The sequence below is a fragment of the Streptomyces sp. NPDC058464 genome, from assembly GCF_042721035.1.
Lineage (GTDB): Bacteria > Actinomycetota > Actinomycetes > Streptomycetales > Streptomycetaceae > Streptomyces.
In genome coordinates, this window is sequence record NZ_JBHXMA010000073.1 from 1 (window position 1) to 14,149 (window position 14,149).

Below are 14,149 nucleotides of genomic sequence, written 5' to 3' on the forward strand. Positions count from 1 at the left end.
TCCCGCGCCAGCAACACCACACCCCGCACCCCCGCCCCACCCGTACCGATGGGAATCGCCACCGCCGGACCCAGCCCCCCAAAACGCGGCGGCTCAGGCGTGACCCGCTCATCCTCGGTGACATCCACACTGGTCACCGCCGCACCCTCCGCGAACGCCAGACCCATCAAGGTCCTGTCCACACCCAGCACCAGCCCACGATGGGCATCCGCATCCATACCGACAGCGACCTCCACGGTGAGCGAGTCCGTGTCCGCCATCGGCGTCGCCACCGCAGCCAGCGCCGAGCCCGTGATCTCCCTGGCCTGCTCGGCGATCAGCCCCAGAGCCTCCGCACTCGCACTGCCGGACATCAGACTGTGACTGATCTCCGCACTCGCCCGCAGCCACCGCTCACGCAGCCGCGACTCCTCATACAACCGCGCATTGTCGATCGCCACACCCGCCGCCACGGCCAGCGTCGACGTCACCGACACATCCTCCTCGTCGAACTGACCACCACCCCGCTTCTCCGTCAGGTAGAGGTTGCCGAAAACCTGATCACGAACCCGGATCGGGACACCCAGAAAGGTGTTCATCGGCGGATGGTTCGGCGGAAAACCGTACGAGGCCGGATGCCCCGACAGCTTGGTCAGACGCAACGGCTCCGGGTGCCGGATCAGCTCACCGAGGATGCCATGCCCCTCCGGGAAAGGCCCGATCCGGGCAATCTCCTCCTCAGTGACACCGACCGTATGGAAAGCCGACAACCGCCTGCCGTCCGGCCCGATCACCCCCAGAGCCCCGTACTCGGCGTCCACCAGCACAGCCGCCGCCTCCACGATGCTGCGCAGAGCCTGCTCCAGATCCAGCTCCCGACCGACCGAGAGCACCGCCTCCAGCAGACTGTGCACACGATCCCGAGTACCACGCGCAGCATCCAGCCGGGCCTGCAACTCCTCCAGCAACTCATCCAGCCTGAGCTGCGGCAACCGCACCCGGGCCGCCTCGTGGCTCTCCACCGCACTCCTCCCGATCCCGTCGACTCACACACCGGCAGGTCCGGCCAAGCGCCACCGTAATGCGCGACGACTGGCGTGGGCACCTGGATCGGGTCAAGTCGTCGGCGCCTGGGGCCGGACCGTTCCGCCCTGCCGAGGGGACAGCGGCGCCTGTGGGCCAGGGGGCTCACAGCGGTCTTCGGCCCAAGACCGCCGCCGATCCGGGATCCCCGCCGACCGCAGGGCGACCGTTGTCCGGGCCGCGGCGCGCCCTGTCCGGAAACCGTGGCCGCGCATCCGGCCACTGGTGCCCGGCTCCGTCGCTGTCGTACAGGCGGAGGGGATCAGGCGCCATACGGATACGGCGCGGCGGTCGGCCCCGCGGTCCCGACCGGCCGAGGTATCAGGGCGCAGACGGCACACCACCGGCGCGCAACGGTCGACCGACCCCGAACAGATGACCATCGGCACCCGTTCCACGCCGCACGCCGGGAGAGACTGGATTCAGGAGCGGCACCGGTCCCCTGCGGTGTCGCTCCGCCCGCACCGGCACACCTCTCGAGCCGACAGCCTCAGAACTCCGCGCAACCGGTCAGTCGTGCGGTACGACCGCGACCGGTGCGGTCGCATGGCGCAGTACCGCGGCGGTGACCGGGCCGATGTGCGCGCCGAGCGCGGCCCGGCGGACCCGGCGGCCGACGACCACCAGGGAGGCCTCACGTGAGGCGTCCGCCAAGTGCGCTCCGGCGTCGCCTATCACCGATTCCTCGGTTACCTCGACACCCGGGAACTTGGCCTTCCACGGGCTGAGGAGCCGCCTTCGTACGGCGGCCGGGTCGTCCTGGAGCTCCTCCGGGCCGCTCCGGCCGTGCACCACGCGCAGCCCGGCCGCGCGCCGGGATGCCGCGGCGAACGCGAAGCCGAGAACGGTGTCGTCGGCGTTGCTGAGGTCCAGCCCCACCACGACGTCTCGATACGGGGTGGCCCGGGAAGGCGCACCGATGGCATCGGACACACGTTCGCCCCCGGCATCGGCTCCGGCGCGGACGAGGACGACCGGCTGCTCGGCGCGGGCGACCACCGCCGACGCCACAGAGCCGAGCAGGAAGCCCACGGCCGCGCCCGGTCCCCGCGTCCCGAGAACCAGGAGCTCCGCGTCCCGGGCGGCACCGACCAATGCGACCACCGGCTGTCCCGGCAGCCGGTCCGTCTCGGCTCGCAGGCCGGGATGACGGTGGTGCAGTCGGACGGCGGTCTCCCGCAGCAGGGCCGCCGAGCGGTCGGCTCCCGCCGGAGGCACCGGCTCGCCGGCGAACGGCACGTACTCGTGCGCCTGTCGGTCGCCGACGTGCACCAGTCGCAGGGGCAGGTCGGACATCAAGGACTCACGAGCGGCCCAGTCGGCTGCTGCGAGGCTTTCAGGCGAGCCGTCCAGGCCCACGGCGACGACACGGGTCATGAGGAGACCTCCTGTTGCACGGGTGTGCTCCCCACTCTGCTCACGCACGGCTCGCGGCAGGAGGGACCGTAGGTCCTCACGGTGGGTCCATCGGTCCCTGGTGCCGTCGGTGACGGAGTTTCAGGAGACGTGGTCCAAGCCGTACGTGGTTCGTCCGGCGGTCAGTCGACGCCCGGTGACCAGCTCCGGCTCAATGCGCACGAAGACCTCCCGTGGGGACGGAACCCAGGAACGCGGGCCGTCGCGGACCAGCCGCTCGTGCTCGCCGGGGTCGCTCACCACGGCCGCAGGGCCGGTGACCACGACGCTCCAGCCGACGTGCGTGGCGGCGTCGACCTCATCGGCTTCGAACGCGACCACCGAACCGTCGATGGCCCGCACCAGTTCCGAGGCCGCGGACGTCCGCAGCAGCACCGCTCCGTCACGGTCCAGGGCGAAGTTGACGGGCAGCACCGCGGGAAGCGCGTCCCGGGTGTGGACGATCCGGCCGACCGGCACCCCGGCGAGCAACCCCAGACACTCCCACCGGTCGAGTTCACGGAATCCGTCGTTGGCATACATCGGCCGTCTCGTCTCTCGCTTCGTCCTGCGTCGGATCAGACCGTGATGCGACGCCCGGTCACGGAGCGGGGCTCGATGCACACCCACAGGTCGCGCTCGCCGCCCGCCCATGGAGTGCTGTGGACCGACGCGGCGAGCCGGCGCACCTCCGCCGCCTCACTCACCCGGCGGGCAGGTCCGCGTACCAGCACGCTCCAGCCCTCGCTGAAGGCGTCGTCGATGCGGTCCACCTCGAAGGCCACCTGGCGGCCCGGGGCCATGGACGGTGCGGTGTCGTCGGCGGTCCTGAAGACGATCGCGCCGTCGACGACGCTGTAGTTGACCGGTACGACGACAGGGCCCGACGCGGTGTCGACCCCGAGGCGCCCCACGCCGTGCGAACCGAGCAACGCCCTGCATTCGGACGGGTTCAGCTCCGCGAACCGGGGGTGGTGTCCCGCCCTGGCCCGGCCGGACGGGGCCTCGGTGTCACCCCCGGTGAGGTGCGACACGGTCGTGTGCAGGACGCCGGCGAGCCTGCGCAGGGCGCCCCTGCCCGGTGCGGCAGCCGAGTTCTCCTCCAGGTACCGCAGATAGCCGGGCGCGATGCCGACCCGTTCGGCCGTCTCCTCACGGGTGAGGCCGAGTTCCTGGCGGCGGGCCGTCAGGCGGCGCCCCAGGTCTCCCGGCGGCGCCCCTTCTGCCGTGTTCGGCCCTACCTGTCCGGCCATGACCGGTCACATCCTCTCGTCGGTCAGGTCCCGCGGACGGCGACCTCGTGCTGTTCCCCGCCGAGTACGACCTTGAGCGCGCCGGTGTCGGCGGCGCGGGCGAAGACGTCGTACGCCTCGGCCATGTGGTCCAGAGGGAAGGTGTGGGTGACCAGTTGCGCGGTGGGCAGCCGGCCGGCGGCGGCCATCCGCAGCAGGGTGGGGGTGGAGTGGGTGTCCACCAGGCCCGTGGTGATGGTCACGTTCTTGATCCACAGGTCTTCGAGGTGCAGCGTGGCCGGCTCGCCGTGGACGCCGATGTTGGCCACGTGCCCGCCGGGCCGGACCATGCGGGTGCACAGTTCGAAGGTCTCCGGTACACCGACGGCCTCCATGACGACATCCGCGCCGAGTCCGTCGGTGAGGTCGGCGACCAGCTGTTCCGGGGCTTCCCGGGCGTCCGCGACGGCGTCCGCACCGAGCGCCCTGGCCGCCTCCAGCCGGGCCGGGGCCAGGTCCACGGCGAGGACCCGCTCCGGGGCGAACAGCCGGGCCGTGGTGATCGCCGCCAGGCCGATGGGGCCGGCGCCGACGACGGCGACGGTGTCGCCGGGGCGTACCCGGCCGTTGAGGACGCCCACCTCGTAGGCGGTCGGGAAGATGTCCGCGAGGAGGACGGCGTCCTTGCTGTCGACCGTGCTGGGCAGGGCGTGCACGGACAGGTCCGCGAAGGGTACGCGGACGTACTCGGCCTGCGTGCCGTCGATCAGATGGCCGAGGATCCAGCCTCCGCCGCCGCGGCACTGGCCGTACATGCCCTCCCGGCAGTACGAGCAGCGCCCGCAGGAGCTGATGCAGGAGACCAGCACGCGGTCTCCGGGCCGTACGGTCCGTACGTCACCGCCGACCTCGACGATCTCGCCGACGGCCTCGTGACCGAGGACCGTGCCCGGCTGCACCTCCGGGACGTCGCCCTTGAGGATGTGCAGGTCCGTCCCGCAGATCGTGACGGCGTCCACACGCACGACGGCGTCGGTGGGCTCCTTGACGGCGGGATCGGGGACCTCTGCCCAGGCGGACTGCCCGGGGCCGTGGAAGACGAAGGCCTTCATGTCGTCACTCACCGTCCTTGGTCCGCTGCGGGGCACGGGGCCGGCGGACGCCGACGGCAGGTGCCGGCCGGGCGCCTGGACAGTGCCGGTATCGCCCCGCACATCCAGCTTGTCCCATCCCGAACGGGTCCGCTTGGGCCGACCGGCCCTCGTCACCTGCCGGACGGGCCGCCCCTTCGGAACGCCAGAACACCACCGCTCGGGGCATGCCGCCAGGAGCACAAGGGGACCGAACGGCCATTCCGTACGCCCCGCCGGCCGCACTTGTCTGCCTCCATGGCCGACAACCACACCAGGTCCGTGGCGTACCGCACGACCCGCACCGACCACGGCACGACCGTCGTCCCCCTGCACGGCGAACTCGATCTGCCGGCGATACCGGTCCTCTCCACGGCCCTGGACTCCCTGACAGCCGGTTCGGAGCCCGATCTGGTACTCGATCTGAGTCCCGTCTCCTTCACCGGCTGTTCGGGGCTCGGCCTCCGGTGCCGGGTCCGCAACCGGGTCCGGCCACGTGTCGGCGGACTGCAGCTGGTCGCACCGGACGGCAGCTTCCTGCGCCTGCTTCGTCGCACGGGCCTGGGCGGCGCCGTCGAACTGTGTCCCGGCCTCCCCGAGGCGGTCGCCGGCAAGGACTCAGCGGGTCCGGCCTCCGTCGCGGTCGCCTGGCTCTCTCCCCTTGAGGGCCGAACGGCCCATACGACCGGTCGAGTTGGCCCCCGTGCAGCCCCGCGGTGGTTCCTGACCGGCCCATGTCCCGGTGCGCGGCCGACTGACACCTTCGGGAATGTCACCACGACGAGGAGGAGGTGCGGACCGATGCGCAGGACCAGGCGTGTGAAGAAGCTGCTGTGGCGGTGGCGGAGCAACCCGCTGCGACGCCATGACGACATCGTCGAGGCCTGGATCGTCCTGGCCGTTTGGGCACTCGTCCTGGTGGGAGGCATCGTCGCCGGGCTGGTGACCGCCCGGGCCGCGGACGGTGTCTTCGCGCGGCAGCGGGCGGAGCGGGAGCCCGCGTCGGCCGTGCTTCTCGTCGACGTCCCGAAGAGCGTCTCCGGGATCGGCACGGACCGCGAGCGCACACCGGGCGCGGTGAGCTGGACCGCACCCGACGGCTCCACGCGCACGGGCCGGACTCTCGTGCACACCGGCAGCAAGGCCGGTTCCGAGGTTGTGGTCTGGCTGGACGGCCAGGGTCGTCTGACCACCGAGCCGCCGAGCGCCGGAGCGGCCGCCGTCGAGGCGGGGGTGCTCGGGACGGCGGCCGGCTGTGCGCTGGCCGGAGCGGTCATCGGCGCCGGAGCGGTCGTCCGGTGGCGGCTGGAGCAGCGGCGGCTCGACCTGTGGGATCGCGAGTGGAGCACCGTCGGACCTCGCTGGGGTCACAAGACCGGCTGAGTTCGGGCACCCCCCGAACCCGCACCTACCCGGAAGGCGAACGGCGATGGAATCCGTGGTCCTTGCCCGCACCGGCACATCGACACCCGGCCGGGCCGCGATCGACTGGGCGACCGACGAGGCCCGACTGCGGGGTGCGGTGCTGCGGATGCCGGACAACCCGATGCGGGAGCCCGGCAGGGCGTCGGTGATCGTCTGCGGCGTGTGCCGGGACTGCACCGGCGCCCCTCCGGGTTCCGACTCTCCGCCGGCCATGCTCGTCCGCGCCGCCCACTGCCCCGTCGTACTGGTCCCCGACCGTCTCGCCGTCTCCCGCCACCGGACGGGAGTCACCCTCGGTGTCGACGCCCGCGAGCCCTCCGACACGGCCCTCGATTTCGCCTTCCAGAGCGCCCGGCGCCGAGGCGTGCGCCTGCACGCCGTGCACGCCTGGGCACTGCCCCCGGGCGCCGTGGGCCGGCCCTTCGGCGTACCCGAGAGTGATCGCGCGGCCTGGGAGGACCACGAGGTGCAGCTACTGCGCGACGCGCTGCGCCCGTGGTGCGAGGAGTTCCCCGACGTGGACGTGCTGGCGGATGTCCGGTTGTCCGGTCCCACAGAGGCACTGCTGCACTGCTCCGAACGTGCCGGGCTGGTCGTGGTTCCCCGTGACTCCCGGAAATCCGATGGGGAAGAGGCCGCTCGGGTTCTGCTGCGGCGAGCCACGTGTGCAGTGGCCGTCGTACCGAAGGGGCCGGGGTCCACCCGGCCGACCGGTAGTGCGCGGACATGGACACGTTCACGCTGGTGGCAGGACCCGTGAGGTCCCCTTGGCGGACCCGACATCCCGGAGCTGTGAGGAGAACACCATGACGAGCAGCCCGCACCAGGTAGGCGACGTGATGACGCGTGCCGTCGTCGCGGTGGGCCGCGACGCCCTGTTCAAGGACATCGTCGAACGCATGGACGGAGGGAGGATCAGCGCCCTGCCGGTGCTGGAGGGCGACGGCCGGGTGATCGGGGTCGTCTCCGAGGCCGATCTGCTCCCGAAGGAGGAGTTCCGGGACAGCGATCCGGACCCGTTCGTGCGGCGGCAGCGCCTCGACGACCTGGCGAAGGCCGGCGCGGTGTGCGCGGCGGAACTGATGAGCGCTCCTGCCGTCACCGTCCACGCCGACGCCACGCTGCCGGAAGCCGCGCGGATCATGGCCCTGCGGCATGTGAAACGGCTGCCCGTCGTCGACGCCGAGGGTGTGCTCGAAGGGGTCGTCAGCCGAGGGGATCTGCTCAAGGTGTTTCTCCGCTCCGACAACGACCTCGCCGACGAGATCCGGCGCGAGGTCGTCGACCCCCTCTTCCCGGCCCCGGTCGAGCCGGTGCACATCATGGTCGTCGAGGGCATTGCGACCCTGACCGGAAAGGTCACCGACGGCACCCGCATTCCGCTCGCGGTGCGCCTGGTGCGAGGCGTCGAGGGCGTGGTGGGCGTGGACAGCCGCCTCACCGCGGTGGACGGATGACGGTGACCGCGGCGGGGAGCACCCGCGCCGGCTGATCCACGTGCCTCGGCGTTGACGCCACCCCTGGCTCGCGGGCCCGGGCTGCCGGATCAACCGTGGGCCACGACGGCGACGGGCGCACCGATGTGATGCAGGGCGGCATGCGTGACGTGACCGACGTGCACGCCGAGGGAGCCGGTGCGGATGCGTCGGCCGACGACCACCAGAGAAGCATCACGGGCGGCGTTGACGAGAACCTGCGCGGCGCTGCCGCAGCGGCTCGACTCGATGACGTCGACTGTCGGGAACTTCTGCCGCCAGTTCCTGGGCCGCTGGGGGCCGTAGGTTCCTCCACAGGACCGACCGGGCCATCCGTCGAGCCGAACGACCCGGTCGGGGGGCAGGGGGCCCCTGTCACGCTCTTGACCACGGAGTCATGCTGGAAGGAGACGTTCCGCTCGAAGATCAAGCGGCTGCCTGTGGTCGACGAACGGGGTCTTGCCGAGGAGGTACGGCGTGACATCGTCCAGCACCTCTTCCCACCGCCGGACTCCGCCGTCAGCGCGGACGTGCCCGAGGGTGTCGCCACGCTCAGTGGCAGGGTCCGGAACAGATCCCTGGTGCCCGTGGCCGTGCGGTTGGTGCGAGCCGTCGAGGGAGTGGTGGACGTGGAGTGCGACCTGACCCGGAACGCGGGCCCCTGCCAGGGGGTGACGCGCCGGCACGGGGGCGATCACGACCGAACCGACGAACCGTCGGCGCGGTGCCCGCGAGCGGTTCGTGAGGACACGTTCCCCCAGGCATGGGATTCCGGCCGGTGACCGAGCGCCGCACGGCGTCCGTCCGTCAGGGATCACCGGGCCCGGCACAGGGACCAATGGCCCCTGGTACGCCGCCCGCACCACGACCTGCAATGGAAACAGCGGTGGTACTCCCCCGGCACCGCCGCAGGGAGGAGATGAGGGCGATGTCCGCTCCCACACCAGCGACACAGACCGATCGGACCGCGGCGAACGCGGGCGCTTCGAAGCACGCCCCCGTCTGCGGCACGTTCGGCGTCCACTTCGCCGGGCCGGGCTCCTGCATCAGGCATCGGGCACCTGACGTCCGCGGCCCCCGCGCCCGACGCCCCGGAAACCGGTGGTCGTCATGACCCGGCCCGGTGATCCTCGGCCGATCGTGGTGGGCGTCGACCCGGATCCCACCCACCGGATGGCTCTGGCCTGGGCAGCCGACGAGGCCGCCCGGCGTCGGCTGCCGCTGCGCCCGGTGCTGGCCGAGGGCGTGCCGACACGCGGCTACGGGAGGGGGGAGGTCCCGCCTTCCTGGGCGGAGTGGAACGAGGCGCTGCACAAAGCGGGCCGACGGACGCTGGAGGAGGCCGCGGAGTTCGTCGCGGCGCACCACCCGGGGCTCCAGGTCGACCCGCGGCTCGCGGAGGGCGATCCGGTGTGGGTGCTGCGCGAGCAGAGCCATGACGCCACGGCCGTCGTGCTGGGCTCGCAGCACCTGAGCCGGACCCGGGAGGTGTTCGGCTCCGCCTCGGTCGCCGTACCCCTCATGGCCCACGCCCGCTGTCCCGTGGTCGTCGTGCCCGAACCGGAGCACACCACCCAGGAACCGGCGTACTACGTCGTCGGCGTCGACGGCAGCCCGCACTCCGCGGCCGCGGTGGACCTCGCGTTCGAGGAAGCCGCGCTGCGCGGTGCCGGACTGCGGGCCGTCTGCGTCTGGGAGCCGGGGCCGCTGAGGATCTTCGACGAGTACGAACCGCAGCAGGAGGCCCGGCGGCTGCTCTCCGAGATCGTGGCCGGTCGCGGCGCGCGCTACCCGCAGGTGGACCTGGGCCACGAACTGGTCGCCGGTCACCCCGTAGAGGTACTCACCGACGCCTCGGCCCACGCGCTGGGCCTGGTGGTGGGCACGCGGGGCCGGGGCGGATTCACCGGCATGCTGCTCGGCTCCGTCAGCCAGGGGGTGCTGCACCACGCGCGATGCCCCGTCATCGCCGTGCCGTCCGAGACCGCGTGAACCCCACGGCGGAAGCGAAGGGAAGTCACCATGACCGCAGAACCCGTCGATGTGCAGACCGTGTCGGCGCTCGTGTCGGACGCCACCGCCGCGCCCTCGCAGCACAACGCCCAGCCGTGGAGGTTCCGTTACCTCCGTGACATCGGTGTCCTGCGCCTGTACGCCGACCTGGAGCACGCCCTGCCGCACACCGACCCGCAGCACCGGGGTCTGCACATGAGCTGCGGAGCCGCCCTGCTCAACCTGCGGGTGGCCGCCGCCGCAGCGGCGCTGGCGCCGGTCGTCCGGCTGCTCCCGGATCCGGACTGTCCGGATCTGCTCGCCGAGGTGCATTTGTGCGGCAGCAGTCCGCCGGACGCCACGCTGGCACTACTGGGCCCGGCGGTCGGCTGCCGCCACTCGAGCCGTCACCCGTTCCGTGACGAGGAGCTCCTGGCGACGGTACGCGAGGACCTGTGCGAGGCGGCCCGCGCCGAAGGTGCACAGCTGCTGTTTCCCGGGGCCTGGCACGTGGAGTCGATCCTGGAGCTGGTGCGGGACGCCGAGACCTGGGAGGCCCTGGATGCGGGGATGCGCGGCGAGACCGTGCGGTGGACGTACACCGAACCCTCGGGTGCCGATGGGCCGACCGAGGGCATCCCCGCCGAGGCGTTCGGCCCGGTGCCTCACGGTGGCAACGCCCCCGTGCGTGACTTCGCCGCCGGACGCCCGATGCCGGGCCGTCCCCGGGCGTCGTTCGAGAAGAACCCGAACATCGCCCTGCTCGGAACCGCCCACGACGGCCCCGCGGACTGGCTGCGTGCCGGGCAGGCCCTGGAGCGGGTCCTGCTGCGGGCCACCACGGACGGGCTGGTCGCCTCCGTGACCTCCCAGCCGCTCGAATGGCCGGACCTCAGGTGGGCGGCCCGCGACCCTCTCTCCGCCATGGGCCACGTGCAGATGGTGCTCCGGCTCGGCTACGGCCCCGAAGGTTCCCCGAGCCCGCGCCGGCCGGTGGACGACGTGCTGGACATCGTGTGAGACCGGCAACCGCGTCCCGGCCGGAGCCCCCGCACCACGACCCACGGACCCACGACCCACGACCCACGACCCACGAGTAGGAGCATCCGCATGAAGGTGTCCGAGGCGATGACCACGCCTCCCGTGCACGTCGACCCCGGCGTCTCCCTGAAGGAGGTGAGCAGGTGGATGGCCGAGCGGGCCGTGGGCTCCGTCCTCGTCATGAAGGACGAGGAGCTGCGCGGCATCGTGACCGACCGCGACCTCGCGCTGCGTGGCCTCGGCGGCGGCCTGCCGCCCGACGCACCGGTGGATACGGTGATGTCGACCGAGCTCGTCACCGTCGACGCCGATGACGATCTCCAGGCGGCGTACCTCACCTTCCGCCGTACCGGCGTGCGCCGGCTGCCGGTCCTCGAACGGGGCCGGGTGGTCGGGGTACTGACGACCGACGACCTGTTCCTGGACGTCTTCGGACGGCTGGCCGATCTGCTCGGAACCGTCGCATGGAGCGTGCTCCAGGAACCACCCGGACCGCCCTCCGCCTGCGGCGGTCCGCATGAAGACTGAACCGGGCCGGTCTGGAACGACCGCACTGCACGAGGACGGCCCGCGGAACGACGCCGAACTCCGGGGAACCGGACCGACACCGGTCGGCGGGCCGGAAACCTCCGCCCTCTCCGTCCCCGCACTGACCGCCGCTGAGGTCTTCGCCGCCCTGAACGGCTCCCCGCGCGGTCTCAGCGCCGCCGAGGCCGGTGCCCGGCGGGTCCGCTACGGACCGAACGAACTTCCCGGCGTGGGCCGGGGACACGTCTGGCGACGGCTGGCCGCACAACGGATCGCCGAGATGGAGGAGACGCTCTCCGTGCTCTGACGGCCGGGGACGCGTGCGAGCCGGTGCTCCTGGAACGTGCGGGCGCACTTGGTGCTGGAGACCGCCAGAGCAGCCCCCAGACGGCCGGCCGGCCCCTCTGGTCCGAGGCAATCCGAACGCGCCGACATCACCGACGGCACACAGGTGTGCCGCGACGCGTCGGCGGTGCCCGCCCCGCGCCGTGCGGTGTCCCGCGTGGCAGGGTTGATACAGCACCACTCTGAGGAGAGGGCGGCGACCATGCGAGCTCACCTCGGCGACCAACTCGTCATCGAAAGCCCGGCCACGGGCGCCACCAGGCGCGACGGGGAGATCATCGGCCTCCACCATGAGGACGGCACACCCCCCTACGACGTGCGCTGGTCGGATTCGGGCGAGATCACGCTGGTCTTTCCCGGGCCCGACGCGCACATCCGCCGTCTCCGGCCCGGACCGGCCGGTTCCCCACACGGATCACCGGGGAACGCGGGTGGGGCGGAGGACCGGTCCGCGCCTCCGCCATCGGGCGGGGCCGCCGGTCCCGGAGACTTCGGCGGGTGGGTGGCCGCGGAACGGCGACGGCGGGGCCTCAGCCTGGAAGTCACGGCCGCTCGGGCCCGTATGGCCCCCGAATACCTCGCCCGCCTGGAGCAGTCCCCCACGCCCCCGGCCCTCGGGACGGTCGTCAGGCTGGCAGACGCACTGGGTACCAGCGTCAGCGCGCTGTACAACGCCGGCGTCGACCTCCCGCCCGGCCAGGGACACGCCCTGCTCCACCCACGGCTGCGCGACCTCACCCCGGAGGAATGCAGGGCCCTGCTCTCCACACACGGGGTCGGACGCGTCACGGTCTCGACGCCGGACGGTCACCCGGCGGTCGTCCCGGTCAACTACGACGTCGTCGACGGCGCCATCGTCTTCCGGACCGCGCCGGAGTCCGTCACCGCGTCGGTGGTGGACGAGGAGGTCGCCTTCGAGGTCGACCGTGTGGACGAGGTACGGAGCGTGGGCTGGAGCGTACTCGCCGTCGGGCGGGCGAGCATCGTGACGGAACCCGAGGCGATACGCAGGCTCCTTCAGCACGCCCACGCCACACCATGGGCGGGCGGTGCGCGCGCCATGTGGGTGTCGATCCGGCCCAGAAGTCTCACTGGCCGCCGCATCACACCGGCGGATCAGTAGCCGAGGACCGCGGAGTTCACGTCGTCGGCGTCATTACGCAGCCCGCACTCGTACTGCCGGAGCGGGCCTCGCCAGGATGACCCGGTAAGGCCCGCTCGTGATGGACTCATGGCCTGCGGCTTCGGCCGCGGCCGCGGCGCGGCGAGCGCTGGTCAGCCTTTCAACTCCCCCGCGATCCCGGACGCCCAGGCCGCCACGGCCTCGAAGTCCCGGAAGTCCCCACCGTTCCCGGAGCGTACGATCCTCCGAGCCAGCCAGCCGTCCGCGTCGCCGTCCAGGCAGCCGCCGAAGGTGGCGTGGCCCCGTACGTGCAGGTCCCGCATCGCGCGGCGCACTCCGCGCACGGGCGGGATGTCCCGCTCCGAGGCCGAGGTGTCGAGCGGGCCGCTGCTGAAGAACCACACGGGCAGCCGGGCGAGGTCGGCGCGGTGCCGGCGGACGAATGTCCTGGCGTCCTTGTGCCAGCGGCCGGCGTACAGTCCGCCGCCGATCACGACCGCGTCGTACCGGTCCACGAAGGGAACGGACGCGGCCCGCATCGTCTCGACGGTCAGCCCCTTCTCGCGCAGGGCGTCGGCGATCGACTCGGCGATGTGCGCCGTCGATCCGTTCTTGGTGCCGTAGGTGACCAACACGGTGCCGGTCATGGGATGGACCTCCTCTCAGAGTCCGCGCAGCCAGTCGTCGGCTGCGCCGTGCAGCGCCTGCTCCTCGCGGACACGGGCGTCGTCCTGGCGGTAGGTCAGTTTGTCGACCACGTCGACCACGCCGTCCGTCTGGCGGGTCATGGAGACGGCGATCTCGGTCTCGGTCCTGCGTTCCATGTGGCCGGTGAGCGTGACGACCCCCTCGGCCACGGCCACCTCGATGCTGCGGGGCGGCATCCACAGAGCCCGTACGAGGACTTCCTCGATCACCTCGTCGCGTATCTCGTCGTCGGGGCGCAGGAACACCTGGAGCAGGTCGCGCCGGGTGACGATGCCGACCAGCCGGTCCTCCTCGTCGAGGACCGGGAGCCGCTCCACGTGGCGTCCGGCCATGGTCCGGGCCGCCTCGACGATGGTGTCCTCGGCGTGCACGGTGACCGGCGGGTCCGACATCAGCTCTCCGGCCGTACGGGCCCGTGCCTTGGCCGCCTGCTTCCGGGCGCCGCGCGTCAGCTGGCCGAGCGGCGCGCGGTACTTCTCCCCGTGGGGGCCGGGAGCGGCGGCCTGGCGCACCATCAGGTCGGTCTCGGAGACGACCCCGATGACCTTGTCGTCGTCGTCGATCACCGGCAGGCCGCTGATCCGGTGGTCGGCGAGGAGTCGCGCGACCTCCTTGAACGGCGTGCTGTAGGCGGCGTGGACGACGTCCGTGGTCATCACGGAGCCCACTTTGTCGTGCCTCATCTCGGTCTCC

General features: G+C 72.1%; 16 protein-coding genes and 1 pseudogene. 9 read left to right on the forward strand and 8 right to left on the reverse strand.

The window, feature by feature from the left end; genetic code table 11:
- From ACFWPQ_RS48935 to ACFWPQ_RS48955, 5 genes are all read right to left on the reverse strand, one after another.
- Nucleotides 1-1,001, reverse strand: a 1,001-nt coding sequence (locus ACFWPQ_RS48935) for a GAF domain-containing protein (protein WP_384050905.1), incomplete at its 3' end; no start/stop codon positions are given.
- 571 nt (nt 1,002-1,572) lie between these two features.
- Entirely contained in the window at nt 1,573-2,439 is an 867-nt protein-coding gene (locus tag ACFWPQ_RS48940) for a universal stress protein (RefSeq protein WP_384050908.1), read from the reverse strand.
- A gap of 120 nt (nt 2,440-2,559) precedes the next feature.
- On the reverse strand, nt 2,560-3,000 hold the full coding sequence (locus ACFWPQ_RS48945) for a pyridoxamine 5'-phosphate oxidase family protein (protein WP_384050911.1): 441 nt from the start codon (nt 2,998-3,000) through the stop codon (nt 2,560-2,562).
- 35 nt (nt 3,001-3,035) lie between these two features.
- Nucleotides 3,036-3,710, reverse strand: coding sequence for a helix-turn-helix domain-containing protein (locus ACFWPQ_RS48950; RefSeq protein WP_384050914.1), 675 nt, complete (start codon nt 3,708-3,710; stop codon nt 3,036-3,038).
- A 23-nt stretch (nt 3,711-3,733) separates the two neighbouring features.
- The gene (locus ACFWPQ_RS48955; RefSeq protein WP_384050987.1) at nt 3,734-4,801 is read right to left on the reverse strand and encodes a zinc-dependent alcohol dehydrogenase family protein; all 1,068 of its coding nucleotides are present in this window, start codon (nt 4,799-4,801) and stop codon (nt 3,734-3,736) included.
- Between the two features lie 276 nt (nt 4,802-5,077).
- Between ACFWPQ_RS48955 and ACFWPQ_RS48960 the strand changes: the two genes are divergently transcribed.
- The 3 genes from ACFWPQ_RS48960 to ACFWPQ_RS48970 are packed head-to-tail and all read left to right on the forward strand — an operon-like array spanning nt 5,078 to nt 7,701.
- The gene (locus tag ACFWPQ_RS48960; protein WP_384050917.1) at nt 5,078-6,202 is read left to right on the forward strand and encodes an STAS domain-containing protein; all 1,125 of its coding nucleotides are present in this window, start codon (nt 5,078-5,080) and stop codon (nt 6,200-6,202) included.
- Nucleotides 6,203-6,248: 46 nt separating this feature from the next.
- Nucleotides 6,249-7,004 (forward strand): universal stress protein, encoded by a 756-nt coding sequence (locus tag ACFWPQ_RS48965; RefSeq protein WP_384050920.1) that lies wholly within the window; start codon nt 6,249-6,251, stop codon nt 7,002-7,004.
- Nucleotides 7,005-7,050: 46 nt separating this feature from the next.
- Nucleotides 7,051-7,701 carry a CBS domain-containing protein gene (locus tag ACFWPQ_RS48970; RefSeq protein ID WP_384050924.1) on the forward strand — a complete coding sequence of 217 codons (651 nt, stop codon included), beginning with the start codon at nt 7,051-7,053 and terminating at the stop codon, nt 7,699-7,701.
- Nucleotides 7,702-7,790: 89 nt separating this feature from the next.
- On the opposite strand, the gene ACFWPQ_RS48975 is transcribed toward ACFWPQ_RS48970, so the two are convergent.
- Complete coding sequence (locus tag ACFWPQ_RS48975) at nt 7,791-8,084, reverse strand: universal stress protein (RefSeq protein ID WP_384050989.1); 294 nt, start codon at nt 8,082-8,084, stop codon at nt 7,791-7,793.
- A 51-nt stretch (nt 8,085-8,135) separates the two neighbouring features.
- Here ACFWPQ_RS48975 and ACFWPQ_RS48980 point away from each other — a divergent pair.
- The 6 genes and pseudogenes from ACFWPQ_RS48980 to ACFWPQ_RS49005 form a co-directional block, all read left to right on the forward strand.
- Nucleotides 8,136-8,501: pseudogene (locus tag ACFWPQ_RS48980) on the forward strand (BON domain-containing protein); the annotation flags it as partial.
- A 328-nt stretch (nt 8,502-8,829) separates the two neighbouring features.
- Nucleotides 8,830-9,711, forward strand: a complete 882-nt coding sequence (locus ACFWPQ_RS48985; RefSeq protein WP_384050927.1) for a universal stress protein — start codon at nt 8,830-8,832, stop codon at nt 9,709-9,711.
- A 30-nt stretch (nt 9,712-9,741) separates the two neighbouring features.
- Complete coding sequence (locus ACFWPQ_RS48990; RefSeq protein ID WP_384050930.1) at nt 9,742-10,731, forward strand: Acg family FMN-binding oxidoreductase; 990 nt, start codon at nt 9,742-9,744, stop codon at nt 10,729-10,731.
- Between the two features lie 90 nt (nt 10,732-10,821).
- Nucleotides 10,822-11,280, forward strand: a complete 459-nt coding sequence (locus tag ACFWPQ_RS48995; RefSeq protein WP_384050933.1) for a cyclic nucleotide-binding/CBS domain-containing protein — start codon at nt 10,822-10,824, stop codon at nt 11,278-11,280.
- Complete coding sequence (locus tag ACFWPQ_RS49000; RefSeq protein WP_384050936.1) at nt 11,270-11,587, forward strand: cation-transporting P-type ATPase; 318 nt, start codon at nt 11,270-11,272, stop codon at nt 11,585-11,587. The genes ACFWPQ_RS48995 and ACFWPQ_RS49000 overlap by 11 nt, the downstream gene beginning before the upstream one ends.
- 240 nt (nt 11,588-11,827) lie before the next feature.
- Complete coding sequence (locus ACFWPQ_RS49005; protein ID WP_384050939.1) at nt 11,828-12,748, forward strand: DUF1918 domain-containing protein; 921 nt, start codon at nt 11,828-11,830, stop codon at nt 12,746-12,748.
- Nucleotides 12,749-12,900: 152 nt separating this feature from the next.
- Here ACFWPQ_RS49005 and ACFWPQ_RS49010 read toward each other — a convergent pair whose 3' ends face one another.
- Both ACFWPQ_RS49010 and ACFWPQ_RS49015 read right to left on the reverse strand, forming a co-directional pair.
- Complete coding sequence (locus tag ACFWPQ_RS49010) at nt 12,901-13,395, reverse strand: flavodoxin domain-containing protein (RefSeq protein ID WP_384050942.1); 495 nt, start codon at nt 13,393-13,395, stop codon at nt 12,901-12,903.
- Between the two features lie 15 nt (nt 13,396-13,410).
- A complete protein-coding gene (locus tag ACFWPQ_RS49015; RefSeq protein ID WP_384050945.1) occupies nt 13,411-14,139 on the reverse strand; it encodes a CBS domain-containing protein in 729 nt (242 codons plus the stop codon).
- Nucleotides 14,140-14,149 lie beyond the last annotated feature (10 nt).

What these genes read in the sequence shown, in the direction of transcription:
- ACFWPQ_RS48960 (WP_384050917.1), top strand. Translation starts at nt 5,078, where the DNA reads ATGGCCGACAACCACACCAGGTCCGTGGCGTACCGCACGACCCGCACC.
- ACFWPQ_RS48950 (WP_384050914.1), bottom strand. Translation starts at nt 3,710, where the DNA reads ATGGCCGGACAGGTAGGGCCGAACACGGCAGAAGGGGCGCCGCCGGGA.
- ACFWPQ_RS49000 (WP_384050936.1), top strand. Translation starts at nt 11,270, where the DNA reads ATGAAGACTGAACCGGGCCGGTCTGGAACGACCGCACTGCACGAGGAC.
- ACFWPQ_RS48970 (WP_384050924.1), top strand. Translation starts at nt 7,051, where the DNA reads ATGACGAGCAGCCCGCACCAGGTAGGCGACGTGATGACGCGTGCCGTC.
- ACFWPQ_RS48945 (WP_384050911.1), bottom strand. Translation starts at nt 3,000, where the DNA reads ATGTATGCCAACGACGGATTCCGTGAACTCGACCGGTGGGAGTGTCTG.
- ACFWPQ_RS48965 (WP_384050920.1), top strand. Translation starts at nt 6,249, where the DNA reads ATGGAATCCGTGGTCCTTGCCCGCACCGGCACATCGACACCCGGCCGG.
- ACFWPQ_RS49005 (WP_384050939.1), top strand. Translation starts at nt 11,828, where the DNA reads ATGCGAGCTCACCTCGGCGACCAACTCGTCATCGAAAGCCCGGCCACG.
- ACFWPQ_RS48990 (WP_384050930.1), top strand. Translation starts at nt 9,742, where the DNA reads ATGACCGCAGAACCCGTCGATGTGCAGACCGTGTCGGCGCTCGTGTCG.
- ACFWPQ_RS48995 (WP_384050933.1), top strand. Translation starts at nt 10,822, where the DNA reads ATGAAGGTGTCCGAGGCGATGACCACGCCTCCCGTGCACGTCGACCCC.
- ACFWPQ_RS48955 (WP_384050987.1), bottom strand. Translation starts at nt 4,801, where the DNA reads ATGAAGGCCTTCGTCTTCCACGGCCCCGGGCAGTCCGCCTGGGCAGAG.
- ACFWPQ_RS49015 (WP_384050945.1), bottom strand. Translation starts at nt 14,139, where the DNA reads ATGAGGCACGACAAAGTGGGCTCCGTGATGACCACGGACGTCGTCCAC.
- ACFWPQ_RS48985 (WP_384050927.1), top strand. Translation starts at nt 8,830, where the DNA reads ATGACCCGGCCCGGTGATCCTCGGCCGATCGTGGTGGGCGTCGACCCG.
- ACFWPQ_RS48940 (WP_384050908.1), bottom strand. Translation starts at nt 2,439, where the DNA reads ATGACCCGTGTCGTCGCCGTGGGCCTGGACGGCTCGCCTGAAAGCCTC.
- ACFWPQ_RS49010 (WP_384050942.1), bottom strand. Translation starts at nt 13,395, where the DNA reads ATGACCGGCACCGTGTTGGTCACCTACGGCACCAAGAACGGATCGACG.